Origin of the sequence: Vibrio sp. 16, assembly GCF_963681195.1 — a bacterium.
In the GTDB taxonomy this organism is placed as follows: Bacteria; Pseudomonadota; Gammaproteobacteria; order Enterobacterales; family Vibrionaceae; genus Vibrio; species Vibrio sinaloensis_D.
In genome coordinates, this window is record NZ_OY808997.1 from 669,817 (window position 1) to 687,639 (window position 17,823).

The 17,823-nt window shown below is 42.7% G+C and carries 18 protein-coding genes; 4 read left to right on the forward strand and 14 right to left on the reverse strand.

Annotation, left to right across the window (positions count from 1 at the left end; all coding sequences use genetic code 11):
- The 3 genes from U9J37_RS03045 (at position 1) to U9J37_RS03055 (ending at position 3,582) form a co-directional block, all read left to right on the forward strand.
- Positions 1 to 1,248, forward strand: coding sequence for a TadE/TadG family type IV pilus assembly protein (locus U9J37_RS03045; RefSeq protein WP_005470382.1), 1,248 nt, complete (start codon positions 1 to 3; stop codon positions 1,246 to 1,248).
- Between the two features lie 25 nt (positions 1,249 to 1,273).
- Entirely contained in the window at positions 1,274 to 1,900 is a 627-nt protein-coding gene (locus tag U9J37_RS03050) for an OmpA family protein (protein WP_038139091.1), read from the forward strand.
- Positions 1,901 to 2,187: 287 nt separating this feature from the next.
- Positions 2,188 to 3,582 carry a phosphoethanolamine transferase gene (locus U9J37_RS03055; RefSeq protein WP_043886620.1) on the forward strand — a complete coding sequence of 465 codons (1,395 nt, stop codon included), beginning with the start codon at positions 2,188 to 2,190 and terminating at the stop codon, positions 3,580 to 3,582.
- On the opposite strand, the gene U9J37_RS03060 is transcribed toward U9J37_RS03055, so the two are convergent.
- The 7 genes from U9J37_RS03060 to U9J37_RS03090 all read right to left on the reverse strand — a co-directional run bounded on the left by U9J37_RS03060 (position 3,579) and on the right by U9J37_RS03090 (position 10,953).
- On the reverse strand, positions 3,579 to 5,066 hold the full coding sequence (locus U9J37_RS03060; protein ID WP_005470542.1) for a sensor domain-containing diguanylate cyclase: 1,488 nt from the start codon (positions 5,064 to 5,066) through the stop codon (positions 3,579 to 3,581). The genes U9J37_RS03055 and U9J37_RS03060 overlap by 4 nt on opposite strands.
- Complete coding sequence (locus U9J37_RS03065) at positions 5,066 to 6,082, reverse strand: BMP family ABC transporter substrate-binding protein (RefSeq protein ID WP_157607803.1); 1,017 nt, start codon at positions 6,080 to 6,082, stop codon at positions 5,066 to 5,068. The genes U9J37_RS03060 and U9J37_RS03065 overlap by 1 nt, the downstream gene beginning before the upstream one ends.
- A 158-nt stretch (positions 6,083 to 6,240) precedes the next feature.
- Positions 6,241 to 6,846, reverse strand: coding sequence for a CDP-alcohol phosphatidyltransferase family protein (locus tag U9J37_RS03070; RefSeq protein ID WP_005470381.1), 606 nt, complete (start codon positions 6,844 to 6,846; stop codon positions 6,241 to 6,243).
- A complete protein-coding gene (locus U9J37_RS03075) occupies positions 6,839 to 7,486 on the reverse strand; it encodes an ATP-binding cassette domain-containing protein (protein WP_005470437.1) in 648 nt (215 codons plus the stop codon). Before U9J37_RS03075 ends, U9J37_RS03070 begins: the two co-directional genes overlap by 8 nt.
- Positions 7,452 to 9,158 carry an ABC transporter permease gene (locus U9J37_RS03080; protein WP_005470514.1) on the reverse strand — a complete coding sequence of 569 codons (1,707 nt, stop codon included), beginning with the start codon at positions 9,156 to 9,158 and terminating at the stop codon, positions 7,452 to 7,454. The genes U9J37_RS03075 and U9J37_RS03080 overlap by 35 nt, the downstream gene beginning before the upstream one ends.
- A 24-nt stretch (positions 9,159 to 9,182) precedes the next feature.
- On the reverse strand, positions 9,183 to 10,325 hold the full coding sequence (locus U9J37_RS03085) for an ABC transporter substrate-binding protein (RefSeq protein WP_005470385.1): 1,143 nt from the start codon (positions 10,323 to 10,325) through the stop codon (positions 9,183 to 9,185).
- Positions 10,326 to 10,506: 181 nt separating this feature from the next.
- Positions 10,507 to 10,953: an META domain-containing protein gene (locus U9J37_RS03090; RefSeq protein WP_005470520.1), complete on the reverse strand. Its 447-nt coding sequence runs from the start codon at positions 10,951 to 10,953 to the stop codon at positions 10,507 to 10,509.
- Positions 10,954 to 11,144: 191 nt separating this feature from the next.
- Between U9J37_RS03090 and U9J37_RS03095 the strand changes: the two genes are divergently transcribed.
- Positions 11,145 to 11,393: a DUF1289 domain-containing protein gene (locus U9J37_RS03095; protein WP_038138576.1), complete on the forward strand. Its 249-nt coding sequence runs from the start codon at positions 11,145 to 11,147 to the stop codon at positions 11,391 to 11,393.
- Positions 11,394 to 11,523: 130 nt separating this feature from the next.
- On the opposite strand, the gene U9J37_RS03100 is transcribed toward U9J37_RS03095, so the two are convergent.
- The 7 genes from U9J37_RS03100 to U9J37_RS03130 form a co-directional block, all read right to left on the reverse strand.
- On the reverse strand, positions 11,524 to 11,745 hold the full coding sequence (locus tag U9J37_RS03100) for a hypothetical protein (RefSeq protein ID WP_038138574.1): 222 nt from the start codon (positions 11,743 to 11,745) through the stop codon (positions 11,524 to 11,526).
- Positions 11,746 to 12,044: 299 nt separating this feature from the next.
- Complete coding sequence (locus tag U9J37_RS03105) at positions 12,045 to 12,443, reverse strand: GspS/AspS pilotin family protein (RefSeq protein ID WP_005476973.1); 399 nt, start codon at positions 12,441 to 12,443, stop codon at positions 12,045 to 12,047.
- A gap of 2 nt (positions 12,444 to 12,445) precedes the next feature.
- On the reverse strand, positions 12,446 to 12,742 hold the full coding sequence (locus U9J37_RS03110; RefSeq protein WP_038189306.1) for a YciI family protein: 297 nt from the start codon (positions 12,740 to 12,742) through the stop codon (positions 12,446 to 12,448).
- Positions 12,743 to 12,843: 101 nt separating this feature from the next.
- Positions 12,844 to 13,242, reverse strand: coding sequence for an acyl-CoA thioester hydrolase YciA (yciA, locus tag U9J37_RS03115; protein WP_038138566.1), 399 nt, complete (start codon positions 13,240 to 13,242; stop codon positions 12,844 to 12,846).
- A 177-nt stretch (positions 13,243 to 13,419) separates the two neighbouring features.
- Positions 13,420 to 13,647, reverse strand: coding sequence for a hypothetical protein (locus U9J37_RS03120; RefSeq protein ID WP_038138563.1), 228 nt, complete (start codon positions 13,645 to 13,647; stop codon positions 13,420 to 13,422).
- A gap of 182 nt (positions 13,648 to 13,829) precedes the next feature.
- Positions 13,830 to 16,325, reverse strand: coding sequence for a response regulator (locus U9J37_RS03125; RefSeq protein WP_322413890.1), 2,496 nt, complete (start codon positions 16,323 to 16,325; stop codon positions 13,830 to 13,832).
- On the reverse strand, positions 16,318 to 17,520 hold the full coding sequence (locus U9J37_RS03130; RefSeq protein WP_005476971.1) for an acyl-homoserine-lactone synthase: 1,203 nt from the start codon (positions 17,518 to 17,520) through the stop codon (positions 16,318 to 16,320). Before U9J37_RS03130 ends, U9J37_RS03125 begins: the two co-directional genes overlap by 8 nt.
- Positions 17,521 to 17,823: the final 303 nt, after the last annotated feature.

The following is a 17,823-nucleotide window of genomic DNA, read 5'->3' on the forward strand; positions in this document are numbered from 1 at the left end:
ATGAGAAAGATCAAAAAGCAATCCGGTCATGCTGCTCTGCTATTCGCCATGATCATACCAGGCCTCTTTGGGATATTTACACTCGCGACTGATGGAGCACGTGCGTTGCAAACTAAGGCGCGTATCGAAGATGCGTCAGAAATCGCAGTGCTTGCAATAGCGGCTCACAACGATGACAACCAGGACTCTCAGGGAGCTGGCTCAGGAAGCCGGGTTAATCGCCAGATTGCCACCGATTACTTAAACGCTTATTTGCGTGATTCAACACAGCTCACAGGTTTAAAAGTTAAAAAATACAATTGTGACCAAATCGCTGAATGTAGAGCGGGCTTGGCACGTGGTGAACCTCGTTTTTTCCAATACGAGATTGAAGTTTCTAGTGTTCAAGATACCTGGTTCCCAGGAAACGACTCGATAGAAGGGTTCGGAGATACTTTCTCTGCAAAAGGCGCTGCTGTTGCTCGCAAGTATCAAAGTGAGGCGGTAGATATTATATTTGTATCAGACTACTCAGGATCTATGGCTTGGAATTGGAGTGGGGGTAGGAATCGAAAGTATATTGACTTGCGTAATATTATCCAAGAAGTGACTGATGAGTTGCAAAAATTCAATGATTTGAATAATACCGATAACAATACAGTTGGTCTTACGGCGTTTAACTATTACACCAAAACGGTACCGAGTAATCGCAGTAACCACTGTTTTATGACTCAGTTGGTCAACCCAAATGGTAGGTTTAGTGCATCACAGACTGTGCGAAATATATTTGTAGAGAAAAATAACCGGTATTGCGTAAATCACGGAGACAGCTCTAGGTTCCAAGATTTACCGCTGACGGATAACTATTCCTCATTCAATAACAGTGTACGTAGCTTTTACCCCAATCATGGTACGGCGTCTTTTCAAGGGATAATTCGAGGGGCTCAAATGCTCCGAAAAGGTCGAAACCCTAGGCGTTTGCTCATTGTGTTGTCTGATGGCGAGGATGGGGATCCAAGCAGGCACATGCAACTTGTTAATGCGGGCATGTGTAGTACTATCGTTAACACATTGTCAGGCGATCTAACACCTGACGGGCATAAAGTAAAAGCTAGGCTGGCCGTAGTTGGTTTTGACTATGATGTGAATAAGAACAGGGCTTTACAGAAGTGTGTTGGCGCAGAAAATGTCTATAAAGCACAAAATCGAGACGATATACTCAATAAGATTCTTGAGCTTATTACAGAAGAAATTGGTCACTTAAAATGATATTAAGCGAATTAAAATGATTACTATGCGAACTGTTATTGCAACCTCTCTTTGCCTTGTATCTTTTCATGGCTTTGCCCAGGAAAATCAAGACCCTCTTGCATTGTATTGCAACCAAGATGGATTGGAGTTTGAGCACTCTATGAAAGTTGGGCAAAGTATACAAGTGATGACTCACCAAGGTGGTTTTCAACAAATTGTCACGCAGGGAGAAGTCACTCCTGAGATGGCTTGGTTGAAAGAAGAATTAAAAGCAATTGGTCTTTCCCTAAACTGCACAGAATATCTTCTAACTAACTCCGAAGTCCGACTTTCTAATGATCCGGAAGTGATTGCAAGAGTCTATTTTAACTTCGATCAATCAACACTGACACAGCAGTCGGAATATGTACTTACGCGGGTTATCAGAATGGTTGAATCCAACTCCTCTAACCTTGAGCTGGCTGGTCACACGGATAACGTAGGGGATGCTGGCTATAACTTTTCACTGGGCCTAAAAAGGTCTAAGTCGGTAGAAGACTATTTGATAGACCAAGGAGTGGATCCCAAACGCGTGACTACAACCAGTTATGGTGAAACGAAACCATTCGTCGATAATATGAGTGATGAGAATAGAAAGCTCAATCGACGTGTTGAGATTTCCACACTTTAGTTGTGACCACTATACGTAGTGGTAGAAACCGCCAATGGACCATGCCCGGAGAGATGTTTACTGGGCATGTTCTCAAGCATCTAAACATTAAATACTTTCCTACCTCAATCTAACAGGTCTTTCGTTTGCTATCTTTGCTTGCTCTGCTTTCGTTGAATATTATCCTTTTATCTATTGGGGTAATCCTCTGCTGGAGTAATGAACATCTACTGATATCACTTTTGTCATTCTATTTTACTGTTTTAACGATCTTATATTTGGGTCGGAAAACCAAACTTCCATTGTTGATGTCTGCACTACTGTTTCTCTATGTGGGACTGTTAGTTTTTGCGAAGCTATATTATGGTGGCTTCACCGTCGGAGTTATCGGTGCATTATACGAAAGTAACTATCAGGAAAGTATCGAGTTTATAAGCTCTTTAGGAGCTGTTAATTTAATTTTCTTCTTTTTCTTTGTGTTGGTTTTTGCTGTTTACACTGCAAGTTTTGTAGTGATAAGAAAAAAACACTACGTGGTAATGCTATTAATTTTCCTTGTCTCAAATGTTTATGTGGCGCACTTTGCAAAAAATATTAATTCTGACTTAAAGTATACTTTTTCAGAATATGGCTTAGAAGGAAATGATTTGATGATAATCAGATTGTTAGATACTAATCCATTTTCTCAACCGCTTTCTTCTTTATATGTTTTCTACAATATTCTCAACTACCATAACTCTAACAACGGTGAGGGTTGGAATAGAATTAGCTATGCCAACGCTACTAATAACAATGAGATTTATGTGGTTGTCATTGGTGAGTCGGCTCTAAAATCGCATTTTAGTATATACGGTTACAAACTGCCGACTATGAAGGATGTTAGTGGATTAACGGTATATGATGGTGTGATTGCCCCCTCGGTGGTTACCCGTCTTTCTGTTCCTAGAATGTTATCAAAGAATGAGAGTTCAGCGATATATCAACCGGGTAAGAACATTATCGCTCTTGCCAATCAGGCTGGCCTAGAAACGTATTGGCTGTCAAATCAGGCGAAGTACGGTATTTTTGATACGCAAGTATCTAAACTAGCATCAGAAGCGAATCATGTTATATACACAAGCTTAGATTATTTGTCTTCGCGGCCAGATTCTGTCTTGCTGCCAATATTTGAACGCATTGTGTCAAAGCCCAGCAAAAAAAACAGAGTTGTATTCATTAACACCATGGGTTCTCATAGTGATTTTTGTTCTAGGTTCGACTCAATAACCAAACCGATAGAAACAAATAGACCTAAACAGTTGGACTGTTACGACAATTCAATCAAGGCTAGTTTTGACTTTTTGTTGGAACTAAGGTTTATTCTTGACCAAAGCAATCTCGCCTACCAGATGATATATTTCTCTGATCACGGTTTGAGATCTATCGATGCTCCCCCTTACTATATTCATGATACTATTGGGACAATATCGAATTCATCCGTTGAGATCCCCTTTTTCTTATTTGATAGTAAAAAAAGAAAGGATATGACAAAAATAATTCAACGACCTTATAATATGCGGGATTTCAGTGCGACGTTTGCCGATTGGACAAATATTGAGGTAGATGGTCTAAATATGGATAACAGTATATTTAGGGATGAGAATAATTACCTCATGAGCTATGAAGTTATCGATGCGAATCTGAGAATACAAACCGTTAACTAAGATTCACTAACTGGCTCATGACGACTTATTTCCCAACCAGTTTGCTTTTCTTTCGCTTCATACATGGCTAGATCGGCGTTGTGAATGATCGCGGATATATCCTTGTGATTTTTAGGCTTAGACGCAATACCAATGCTGGCAGAAACATGAAGTAACGAACCTCTATATTCGATCGGTGAGCTTATTGTTGCAACAAGGCTTTTTGCAAGTTTAGTAGCATCATCTGAATTAAACGCCTGTTCACAAATAAGAACAAATTCATCCCCTCCTAGGCGATAAACTTTTGTATTTGAGTTCGCTTGCTCATGAAGCCGAGACGCAATCTCTTTTAACAAAAAGTCCCCAGCACTGTGCCCATAGGTGTCATTGATAGGTTTAAAGCCATTTAAGTCTACCATTACAAAGTAGACTGCTTGGTTTGGAGTCCTCTCTAGTTTATCGATGTGTCGATTAAATCCTACACGATTGCCAATCTTCGTCAGTGAGTCAGTGATAAGCTGTGTCTCTAGCTCACGTTTAGTTGCAATAAGAGAGGTTACATCAAGGGCTGAGCACTCAACGATAAAATCATCACTGTCAGTTGTATTAAAGTGAAATGACCGTTCGCCGTGCAATGTACTGACTTGGAAGTACTTTCCGTTTCGAATCTGTTCATTTGCAATGCGCATAATTAGGCTAAGTTGCAGGTCATTCACGTCGTCAGTCGTACTGCCAAAATGTCGTTTGAACTCGTTGTTAGAACGGACGATAGTTTTGTTCTTTGTGTCTACGACAAACTGGCAGACCTGAGTTAGGTTATAGCTTGTGTTTAATCGCTGCTCACTTTTCTTGAGTTCGTTGATATTATCGAGCAGTCGTTCTCTAAGGTTATCTATTGAAGCGAATAGGGCACTGAACTCCACATATTGGTGCTCTGGTGGTGCAACGTTTATTTCTCCTTTTGCCATCAGATAGCCGTATCGCTGTGCGTCATAAAATGGTTTGCTGAGTAGAGCTAAAACTTTGCGACTAAACAAAAAGCCAAGAATTAAGAATGAAAGTACAAACAACATGGCAAAAGGAAGAATGGCGGCAATTTCGCTTTTTCCTATCGCATCGGTGTTTTTTTCAACCAAAATAGATCCGACTTTATTGTGAAGGTGATCATACAGAGGGAATTTGAACTGTTCCGTCTCTGCTGAGTTGGTAGTGGAGATCACCTCGGACAGAACAAGGTCATATACGGAAGAAGTTAACGTCACTTTGGTGACATGTTCTACATGGGAAATGTGTATCGCGACTTGCTGCGCAATTTCAGTATCGAGATCAGTAGCGGCGTGCACCGCATTTAAAGTTTGTGACTCGATAACCTCATAAAACTGGTGGTTAAGAGACTGTAGGTTGGTTTGGTAGTAGAAAACAAAACCAATCGTTCCAAGAACAGTAAGAGGGAGTAAGGTAAAGATCGTGTAGTAGAAAATAATCTTGTGTGTTAGTCGTTTCATTAGAAGTGTCTGCTACAGTTCCGGTTAAGCGCTTTTAAAGGCCCACTCGAGGTCATTTTCATCTTATTGCTCAGTTGTTCTAACAACACTTTGTCCTCTTCACGAACGGCTTGGTGCTCTGGATTTAGAATAATCTCAACCATATTTTGAGAGGTTCCAAAGTGTTTGTGGTTGCTATTCCATATGCCAAGGTAAAGCTGTTTCATCACCGCAAATGTCGCATCGTCAACGTGCTTAAGCATAGATGCCATAACAACGTGCGAATAAGCATCATTTTGGTTGGTGTCTACACCAAAGGTGGTGATGCTGTTCTCACTTGCTGCTTTATACACACCTTGGCTTGAAAAGCCTGCTACTGGAAATAGAACATCTATCCCTTGCTCAATTAAGCCCTCTGCGATTTCCTCAGCTTTAGTGCTGTTTAGCCACGCATCAGATGTTGTCCCGACATATTCGCTATTGAGGGCCGCATTTGGGTTTGCGTCGTGTAACCCAAGCTCAAAACCACACCGAAAGTTCTCAACTGCTGGGTTGTCTATGCCGCCAATAAAGCCCACTTTTCCTGATTCGGTTTTCGAACCAGCAAGGTAGCCTAAAATGTATGCAGCATGACTGCTGTCAAATAGTATTCCCAGGCTATTAGCGATATCGAAACTGATATCGTAAAGGACGAATCGCGTGCCTGGATAGGCTTTCATCACGTTACTTAGTTGAGGTGTACTCGTCGCATAAACGGATATGATTGGGTCGTATCCAGCTTTTACCGCGCTAATTATCGACGCTGTATAACTCTCTTCTTTCGTGATGATCTTACGTGTCGTTTCAATCCCTAACAGCTTGTCCGTTTTATCAAGTCCCTTTTCTATCAATCCAAGAAAGCTTTGTGGATTTGGCTTTGATTTATAAATAACGATTGGCTTTAAACCAAGCGACTGAGTTTCTGCCAAAGCACTCTGAGTGAAAACTAGTGATGAGAATATCGCTAGTAGGGCAACAATGTTTAAAATAGGTTTCACTAAATCAAAGCCTGTATGTGCGCATTTGATATGCATCTAGTTATTGACAGCAAACGCAGGATTTTATTGTATGTTTAATCGTCATTCAATTGTCGTCGTCAAAAAGCCAGATATTTAGTAATAAAACCTTATATCCAATTATTTAGCAGTGAAAATTATCACTTGAGAGTCTGATAGCCTGAGTAGATTCGGGTAAAGGTTGTAAACCAACAGGCAAAACCAAATGCATATGCAATGATGGAATAATGCGCAGGCATTAGACAGAACAGCACGAAACATCCGATGGTTTCTGTTCCCTCGGTTAAACCACTCATGTAGTACAACGACTTGTTTTTGTAGATTGGATTTTCTATGCCTCTCTTGTTTGCCATTACTGCAAACGCGAGGAAACTGCTGCCGGTGCCAATAAACGCAAAGATTAAAAAGGCACTCGCTAATGCATTTTGTTCAGGGTTAGCAAGCGCGAAACCAAATGGAATTAATGAGTAGAACAGGAAGTCTAAACTGATATCCAGAAAACCTCCCGCATCAGTAATGCCTTGTATCCGCGCCAGTGCACCATCAAGCCCATCAGCTATTCGATTGAGCAAAATAAAGATAAGCGCTAATTCAAATTGTTGATAATACAGCGCAGGTAAAGCAAAACAGCCAACAATAAAACCTCCCACAGTGATTTGATTCGCCCTAATGCCAAAGGTATCAAGACGTTTTGCTGCCGAGGAGAGTGGGTTTCGAATGAGTTTTATACTGTAACGATCAAGCATGGTCTATGTTCCAGCTGGGTAATATTAAGTTTCCATCTTTGGGTATGTCGCTTTGGTCATGCGTCACGAGCAGAGTGGGAATACTCGCTTTTCTGAGTTGGTCAAATACCCAGTCTCTGAACTGTATACGTAACTGTTTGTCTAGCTTGCTAAATGGTTCATCGAGCAACACTGCCGAAGGCTTAGTGAGCAACATGCGAGCTAAGCTGACTCGAGCGCGCTGCCCTCCGGATATTTGTTCTGGATACGAATGTGCTATTTTCTCCAACCCTATATGACCCAATGCGCGTAAAGCGTGAACCTCTCTATCATTCGGTTTGACCGACTCTGGGAGAGCAAACGCCAAATTTTGCCAAACGTTTAGATGAGGGAAGAGCAAATCGTCTTGAAACAGTATCCCTACGCCTCTTTTGTGGGGGGGAATGTCTAATAAGCTCTTACCATTAAGTATCACATCGCCTTGAGGGTGAAAGTCGTCGCTGAGATGACCTGCTACTAGGTTGAGCAGCGTTGATTTTCCACAGCCACTTGGTCCCATAATTACTGCTACCGTGCCTGCTTCAATATCTAACGTTAGGGGAGAAAACAGCGGTTGCTTGTGCTTATCATGGATGACGATGTTTTCGAGCCGTAGCGTCATTGATTCGTGATTCCTTATGTATGATTTGAGGTGCTTTCTTCCTACTTAAATAGAACCGAGGTAGGAGTATCGCCAAAGAGAAAAATGCGAAAGGAAGAAGCGCTTGCCACAATGCGTAAATCGCGGTCACACGACGATCGTAGCCACTCGAGAGAGCGACAGCTTCCGTAGTAATGGTAGCGATGCGACCCGCGCCCAGCATCAATGTCGGTAAGTATTGCGCCAAACTGACGCTCGCCCCAATTGCCCATGCATAAAAAATGGGTTGAAGTAATATTTTTGTCTTTATCTGAACGAATACTTGCCAAGGGGTTTTACCGAGGCTAAGCGCGACCTGAGAGTATTGGTTGTTGTAACTTTTCCAAGAGCCATCCAACGCTAGGTAGACAAATGGAAAAGCGAAAAAGACATGCGACCAAATCACCCAAACGTAATAGTTATCATTGGATACATAGAGCGTTGAAACTTGCAAACCAAATAACAGTGAAAGCTGTGGCATCAACATGGGTAATACAATGACATAGCTTGGTAAGTGAAGCCGATACTTGAGCCGGTACTCATGTGCCAATATCGCCAAACCGAGAGCGATTAAAGCGCTGATGAGAGCGAGGTTGATACTTTCGCCCAGTATCGGTAAAAAAGAGCCCGATTCGTTTGCCCAAAATCGAAAGCTAAAGTTTGAAGGAAGCAGATCAGGAAAGCGCCACCTATGGGCCACAGACCACATGGCCATGATTGGCATAAGTAACACATTAATAAACGCAATACTCAGGACAACAAATGTGCCTGGTAAACGAAGCCCGAAGCGGCCAGAGTATTGCCAGCTTTTCTTGTTGACCAGATATCGCTCCACTAAGTAGACCGTCAATAACAGGCACGCGCAAATGACAAAGAGTAACATCGCCCCCGCAGCGGCTCGGGGCAACAGTGATAAATCTGGCTCTGCAAACCACTGCCATACCAATACGGCAAGTGTTGGTGGCGTAGTTGGGCCTAGCACCAGTGCGAAATCAACGACAGAAGCTCCGTAAGCGATGACGGCAAACAGAGGGAAGCGCATTTTATTTAGCCATTGGGGTAAAACGACTTTCCACCAAAATTGGTGAGGAGAATATCCCAGAGACGTCGAGACTTTAGCTAAGTTGTCGACGTTGATTTGATGCAAGATTGGGATACTCATCAAAAGCAAGAAAGGTAACTCTTTCAAGGCAAGGGCTAACGTCAGCCCGATAGCAAACGGATCGTGCACCAGCCATGATGCCGCCGATTGGTCACCTTGAAACCAAGGGAGTGTATTTAACACTCGATTGGATAAACCGGTTGAAGCAAACAAAAAAGCGAATCCGATAGCAAAGGCGACGTGAGGCACGGCTAGCAGAGGGGACAACAAGTTTTCGACGTATTTCCAACGTCTGCTGTTCCAAAGGCTTTGCAACACCATAAAGCACAAAGCTAATGATAAGTAGGTACTGACTAATGCAGAGAATATCGTCAATAAGCTTGAAGTTATAAACCCAGGCCACGCCAAGGCTTGGCGATAGCCTGAGAGTGATAGTTCGAATGAACCAATGGGTGGCAAGTAACCTACAGACGAGAGCATGACGCCTAATATCCCAGGAAGTGTGGGTAGGATCACGATGAAAATCAATAATAAATACGCAGCTCTAAACATCAGGCTCTCGTTGTAACACTCAATTTAATTTCCGTAACGCTTCTGCCATTCGGTCTCAATCGCAGTTTGCCAACTAGGATGAGGCTCCGCGACTGACTTGAACAGTTTCGTGTTTTTAGCTGAACCACTAACAAACTCGTTTTTAAGCACAGATGGATCACCCCATATAGTTAAATCGCCTTTGCGAGATTGAGCCTCTGGGCTTAGGAGGAAGTTGATCGCCACTCGTGCACCTTCGGAAGCATTTGCATTCCAAGGAATGGCGAGAAAGTGAATATTAGATAGCGCCCCTGATTCCATTGCATACGCCTTAGTCGTTTCTGCTAGCGTGCCATTCGCTTGAGAAGAAAACACTGCGTTTGGGTTAAAGGTAATAGCTAGATCCAACTGGCCATCATCCAACAGTTGGAACGTTTCTGCGCTACCTCCGGGAAACTGCTCGCCTTTGCGCCAAGCTACTTTGTGAAACTCTTCTAGGTATTGCCATAACGGCGCTGTCACCTGTTCGAAGTTATCAGCGTTTACAGGTTGACTCAGCGACGGATCGTTTGCTGTAAGCTCGATGAGAAGCGCTTTTAAAAAGCTGGTGCCATGAAACTCAGGTGGCTGAGGATACGTCACTTTATTTGGGTAGGCTTTTGCGTAGCTCAATAGCTCAGTAAAAGACATAGGTGGATTGTTCAGCGTTTGAGTATCGTGAATAAAAACCAACTGGCCAACTCCCCAAGGCGCTTCCAGTCCTTCGGTTGGTTCGGAGAAATCACTATCGACAGGTAAAGTTTTATCAACATATTCCCAATTTGGTAATTGCTCTACAAACGGTCCAAACAGCAATTGATTGGATTTCATAGACTTGAAGTTTTCACCGTTGATCCAAACCATATCAACGCTGCCGCCTTGGTTTTTCCCCGCGGCTTTTTCAGCAATCAGTCGTGTTGTTGTTTCGGCTATATCTGAGACTTTTACGTGCTTTAACGTTACGCCATATTGTTGATTCAGTTGCTCGCCGGCCCAACGAATGTAGTTATTGATTTCTTGGCTGCCCCCCCAAGCGTGAAAATACACGGTTTGGCCTTTTGCTTGTTCGGTAATATCTTGCCAAGTATTGCTGGCATAGGCAGCAGTGGAAAGTAATGTGGTGAAAAGTAAACTGATAAGCCTTGTCATAACATTCCCTGAGTATGATTAAAATGGTCTATTTCCATGTAGAGACCGAGCACCGGCCCACATTCTTTCATTATGACGGAAAAATACTAATTTTTTTATGTATTTGCTGATTAAATGTATCAATGGGTTAGGAACAAAAAAAAGCAGCCACGTTGGGCTGCTTATTTGTATTGAGAGTCAGTTACTTTTTCCAGTCACTGAGCTTGAATGTAAGAGTGTGCACATCATTCTTTAGCGTTAAATTCTCTTCAGTTAGAGAAATTGTGCTCCAATCAGAAAGGGTTTGAGAAAATGCTTGCTCAATATCCATGATATCTCCAACACACATCTTCATCGTCATTCCCATTTTCTCGACACGAAACTGATTGTCTTTTAACTCTGCTTGGCCAAAGAAATTGTTGCAGCCAGCATTGCCGTTTGCCATCATTTTTTCGCCGATCTCTAGGTTTGGTGATTGCTGGCGTCCTTCAGTTTTCACTTCGTTTCCGTCGACACTGACCAGTACCCAATTATGGTGTAGTAGATCGTTTGCGGAGATCTGCTTTACATCGTCACTGTTGCTTGCGCAAGCCGTCATCAGAAAAGGCAGCGATACTGCAGCAAGGAATGTTTTTGGACTAAACTTCATAATAATCGACTCCAATATACGGATAGACTCGTCGGAAGTACGACGACAAATATGGGTGCCAGTATAGTTAATAAAACGCTGTTTTTGTCAGCTTTGCGTCATAGTTTGTTGCAAATCACATTGTGGAAGTTATTGATAAACATTCGGTTACGCTTATCGTAAATTAGAATCTGGTGATTAAAGGAGGCTGGATGGAGCAACTAGAATTTTTTAACGTTCCAAGTCCTTGTATTGGAGTATGCACCGTCGATGAGCGGGGCTACTGCAAAGGATGCATGCGAAAGCGAGAAGAGCGTTTTAATTGGTTGTCTATGACTCCCGCCCAGCAGTTGCATGTCATTAAGTTGTGCCGTCAGCGATACTTGCGGAAAATAAAGCAAGGAAAGAGCAATCCAGAAGACATTTCTTCTACTATTAGCCCTCAACAAGAACTTTTTTAACGCTCATGGTGAGGTAAAGAAAGTACAAACGTGTAAATGTCATACCAGATGCCTTCGCATCGTTCTTAAATCAATAAAAGAGACGCATTAAAAAGTCGTTTCACGCCTCTTCACTTAATATTTCTCACGGTTATTTCATACCCCAGCGATCGCTTACCCAACCACCGGCTGTTTCGTCAAAGTGATTACCAGAAAAACGGTGGTTTTTATCTATGGTATTGTCAACTTCTGGTCGAGCATCGATAAGGGATTGGATATAACTGGCCATTGGATCACCGCAACTAAGCCGCTCTCTCCGAGTTGCGACCTCTTTAATCAGTTGAAGTCGATATGAGTTGCTTGCACGTTTCATTTTGTGATCCTCCGTGGTTGTGACACTAATATGAAAAGTTAGAAGCTCAAATCGATCCCGTCAACGCAGGAACACTGTTTTTTAGCATTATTCTCTTTGTCGAAAGCGATAGGTTGGAGCTAAGAATCACTTGAGATTGTTAAGTGGTTAAAATGTCGAATAATTCACTAAATACGCGACTCGAACATTCACAAAAAATTAACAAAGGGGGGCTGATGACGAAAAGTCTTGGGGTATTTTAGGCAGGATGCTTTGTTCTAGTTATTCAAAGCCCCACGATTGCAGAGCTTTGAATTGAATTAGTTGCTTTCACAGGTTTGTGCAGACACTAACTCGTCAGCCATCAGTTGACCGCGGGTATTGCGTATTTTTATCCGGTAGGTTAATCCAGCGTTGAGGTTTCCTCGAATCGATGGATTGGTGCAATATGTATTGATGCTGTGCTTTAAAACCGCTGAAGTTGGTTTTGCACCGGCTTGATCTTGGTTGTATACCATCATCAATTCAATCGTTGTACCACTTGCTGACGCGCGCATTACAGAGAGAGGGCCAACTTCAAGTGGTAGCTCAGAAGAAAGAAGTTGAGCACGGTTGTCTGCCAACAACTCCAAATTTCGTTGTTGTTGCGCATTAGACGAACATCCAAACATCGCGGCCAAAACCGTGAGCAATAGAGTGTTTTTGATGTAATTCGTCATGGTTAGAACACTTTCTTAAAGGGTTTGACGATGACTTTCTCGTAAACTCCAGCTGCAACATACGGGTCGGCATCTGCCCAAGATTGAGCCTCGGCGAGAGAGTCAAACTCTGCAATAACGGTTGAACCAGTAAAACCTGCTTCCGCTGGGTTTTCTGAGTCAACAGCAGGCATTGGCCCAGCTGTCAATAAACGACCTTGGTCTTGCAATGCTTGGAGTCTTTCTAGATGAGCAGGGCGAACGCTGAGTCGTTTTTCTAGAGAGTTTTCCACGTCTTGAGAAAATATAACGTACCACATGACGAGATATCCTTATTTGGTATTGGGCAGATAGGCTAACACTTTACTTAAATTCGATTCATTTAAAAGTAGTTACGACAATATTTTTGTGAAATCAAACATTAAGCGGTGACAATAGGACGTGGTTTACCGTTACCATCAATAGCCACGTAATTAAAGGTGGCTTCACAAACTTGATAGCGAGATTGTATGCCATCTTCAGTTACGGGTTTTACCCATACTTCCAAATTGATTGACATTGACGTCCGGCCAATTTTGGTACATTCACCGTAGCAACATACCACGTCGCCTACTTTTACCGGTTTTTTAAACGTGATACTCGATACGGATACGGTAACGATACGACCTGCTGAGATCTCTTTCGCTAAGATACCGCCAGCCAAGTCAAGTTGAGACATAATCCAACCGCCAAAAATATCCCCATTAGCGTTGGTATCGGCAGGCATGGCTAAAGTGCGCAATAAAAGTTGGCCTCTTGGGGCGCAATTTTCTGAATTCATAAGTAACATCCACAACAAACAAAACAGCGGCTAGTGAGCCGCTGGAAATCCTTTACAAGGAGAATGAGGTGGATTGTAACAAAACTTGCCGCGTTGTCGCCAGAACCACGCCTATGAGCGAAATAATCTCGCGATGTGTATATCTAAGAATCGAGAAAGCGAACGCATTGTAAATGGTTAAGTGTGAATTTGGCGCTTCCAGTCTTCTAGATAACCTTCATTACGTAAGTTATCGACGGTTGATTCTAACTCTTCGTCGCTCATCGCAAAGCAACTAGATTTACCCGTCATCAGGTTTAGATATTCGTGATATTCCATTTCTGTAAAGTGACCCAATCGGTCGACTAGAAGACTTTTAATCCCATGATGGATAAGTCGGTAATATGTATGACGATGAACTTCCATAACCAGCCCCTTACAGCTACCAACAAAGTCGAGACTTTGCCGCTTTGAGTGATGTAGTGAAAAGATGCATGATTGGTGCCATAAAAAACGTCAAAAATAGGGGGATGTTGCCTCAAAACTCCTAGCGGTGAGTCATTCTGAGAATTGACGTTTCAAAATGAGAAAATCAGTGTGTGGCGTTACTATGCGGGTTCTTTCGTCTCAAACGTTCCGATTAAAATTCGTTCCAAGGCATTTTTTGTTGTCGGTTTAGAGAGACGACCATCCATGAGCTGACTCATGCGCAATATGTCTTGTTCACCAGACTCACCGGAGAGAGCAATAATCGGTATAGCAGGGTAGGATTGTTTGATGATGCCCGCCGCTTCGAATCCATCCATTACTGGCATCTGTATATCCATAAAGATTAGGTCAATTGGATTATTGTGGATGATTTCAATCGCGACTTTTCCATTGTTAGCGAGTACCACACGGTAGCCAAGTTGTTCCAAATAAAGTTTTACCAACGCTCGTTGGACTTCTTTATCGTCAACCACAAGGATTAATTGAGGCTTACTGGCGACACTGATAGGCTTCGCTTGAATAGTGGCGGACGCCGTAACTCGCGGAGTAAGTGGTGTTTCTTCCGGTGCGATTGAGATGTTACTGATCGGAAATGACAGCGTAAATTCCGTATAATGCCCATACTCGGAACGGCAACGAATAGAACCTCCAAACGACTTCATTACACGTTGACAATAGCCTAAACCAAGCCCGCTACCACCGCTCTTGTTGTGACTGAAAAAATCATCAAAGATTCGGCTGAGCAGATCTTCGGGGATCCCTGGGCCTAAGTCTTTAATTATTATACTATTTTCATAGTCATTGACGTCAGTTCGGATCTCGATACAGCTTGAAGGGTAGGAGTCAAAATAGTAAACCGCATTTCTTAATATGTTGAACATTACAAAGTTAAACAAGGTTTCATTTATCTTGGCAATAAAGTCATGTTCGGCGGTTATCTTTACTTTCTTGGCGTCCTCGTTGCTATCGAACCCATACAGTGAAACTGCGTTGTTGATTGCTGTGCGGATGGATGTAGGTTCGACAGGCTCTTGGTCAAGTGACGAGTTGTTCACCTCTCTTAAAATGATGTCGATTAACTGGCGACCGCGCGCGATTGCTGAGCGACCTTGTTCCACGTGACGGTACAGCTCTTTAGTGGTTGCATGAGCCAACAGTTTTTCATTCAAACATTCAAACTCTAATTGCACTTGAGCCAAAGGGTTTCTCATCTCGTGAGCGATTGAGTTAGCTAATGCTTGGGCTTGTCGCAAACGCTGATCGTAGTTGATATGGACTTGGGCTTTTTTCAATACGCGAGACAACGCGACCAATTCCTCATAAGAGAAGTTGTGTCCATCTGGTTTATGGCTTGAGACGAGCACATGAGAAAGCTTGTTTTTCGACTCGTATAGCGGTAGGACTAGAGCATAATCAGTCTCGTTCATTTGGCTATGAAGTTCAGACAACTCTTTCGTTTTGGTTTGCTCCAGTTCATCTTCGAGTTCATCAATTACCAACGGATCGGTGTGGCTTTCAAAGTATTGCCTATAGGTGTTTGCCCCTTGGTAGTCATCGAGCAGTTTTAGCTTGTCATTCGGGACACCTAAATATCGCGCGAGGTGTGAAACGGCTTGAGAAGGAGACTGCTGAAACATATCTTCGAGACGCACGATTTTGTCAGCGGGTGAAAGTGTCGTGCCATACATCAAGAAATTGGCAATGACCTTGGTTCTTTTGTAAAGATATGGCCAAGTAGCCCCGATGACAATCGTGCTTAATAGAAGAGATGTGGTAGTAAGTTCAATTGAGTTACTAACCAACAACAGTGTCAAGGTATAGATAAGACCTGTAAGGATGGCAGCGATCGAGACAGTACAAATATGACGGAAGCTGTAAAAGCGAGACGCCAAGATGGCGTAACCCATAAAGAGCATCTCACTAACAGATAGAGCTGGTGGCAGCCAAGTTAACGAGAAATCTTGGAAAAAATAGGTGAACCCCAACTGAATGATGGCGGTAGAACACATGAAAATAGTCATCCCCAGCAACATATAATTGATTCTGGTTCGACGTATTCTCTTCGCACTACCGCGAATCGAAAATAGATTAATAAACGTGAGTACTACCAAGGTTGTTAAGCCTAGGAAGAAGGGCTTGGTGTAGTCACCAAAATCAATGACAAATTGGCTGGGTGCGACGATAGTGACGCCGCGAATGGTTAGATCTGGGATCAGGTTCCAAGATAGGCATAACACAAATGTGATGAGTGCGAGCGCTCGTTGAATATCCCAAGGCTTACTGCGAGTGTAATGATGTTTGAGCTTTACGGTGAACTGATAAGCGGATGCAAATGCGACCAAAGCAGATAAGTTTGCCACTATTGCCATCCATACGGCAGTGCTTTCACCAAAATCGACCAAGTACCCGGTATGGAAGTAGGCGTTACTCAATATCCATATTGACAGTCCTAGCGTGTAGCTTATGTAGTAGCTGTATGATTTAACACTCTTACCGCCAAAACGCTTGTGTAATGATAAACAGAAGTAGCCCGCCCACACAAAAACGAGTACTGCGGTAAGAATCAGAACGATGGCTTTGGGGTAAAAAGTGTTCGCAGCAAAAGTACTAAGCATGGTTGAGCTCATTGTGACGTGTCTTTTTTATTTGTTGTAAAGTTTGTTGCTTGTAGCGGCGATAATCTGAGGATGTTAAAGCGTGGTGCATTTGAGGAACAACCCAAGCCCCTTTATACGTTGGATTATCTGATCCCACTAACGTGCATGACCCAAATTGGCAATAAGATCCCAAAGATAAGCTTTCATAGTACTTGATCATCAAAGGTTGTTCGACTACCACGAACGACAGCATCATTTGTTGTTCGTACAACTGTTTCATCAAACGCTTTTGCGAAAGGTACAAGTAATACATTTTTTGTAATTTGGTTCCGCTCACGGTTAGCCGAATCACTTCACAAGATCTTTCAGGGCAAACTAGGTGCTCCCAGACTAATTTATCAAACTCTTGTTGACTCCGTGGCTCTTGAAGCAATGCTTCCGCAGAGAGCAGCCCCTTTTGTATCAGTGTTGTAAGTTGCTGTGTGTGGCTGATGCTTCGCCAATGTTTGCTTTGGAAAAAAGAGGAGAAGTAGAGCCAGTCTTGCATCCCGACGGCAAAGTTCACTCTTGCGGTTGAGACGAGCAGTGGATGCTCAAGCTGTGGATCTGAATAGGTGAGTAAGAAGTGTGTGCCAGACTTAGACAGTTCGATATGTTCGAGCAGCTCATACCATTGAAGTTCTAAAACCAAAGTCGACAGATTGATCATCGCCACTGCATCTTTTAGGACCATAGCGAAAGGAGAGTGAAGCGTGAAAAACAATTTCTGGTTTTGGTCGATATCGTTGACAAGGCCATCGTCATACTCTGCTTCGTTTTCCGGCAGTGCTTGCCAATGGTTTAGATTTATACGTCGAGTTTGTAGTGCTGTGTATTTTTGCTCTAGCGACCAAATTTGAAAGTGCGTCCATGCTTCAGCCCAGTGCGAAAAGTGCGCGAGCAGTAAGGATTCATAGTAACACCAATCTGAAGGCCAAAAGGTTAGGGGCGTGCGCGAGCTAACGTTGAACTCAGAAGAATTTATTTTGCTTGAAATATTATCGTCGCGCTTTTCGGGGAATCGCTCGTGAAACTGTTCGAGCCGGGATTTGAGACATTGAGAAAACAGCTGATTCGCGGAATCGCCAAATTGACTTTGGATGCGATAAAAGACATCGGAGTAGGTTTCAGACGCTGAGAGACAAACCGAATTTGTATGATCGTAACTAGCCATCACGAAGTTTGGTTCTGTTGTTATAATTTGACATCATTATTGATTTGTTGTGAATGATACGCAAATTATTTTATAGCAAATAAACACATCTATCAGTATCTTGCAACGAAAGTTGTAGCGAGTTTGCGTTTTCAGCGGGAGAAATCATCGTTTATCCAACGTGTCGATCGACTGTTGTGGTTTAAGTGAACTTTTTCTTTCGGGTGGCGCTGACACTGAAATATAGGACAAGATGACTTAACGTATTGATTTAATAATCAATAAACTAGCATGTAACAGCAATCTTTTGGTTTTTAGCGTTTT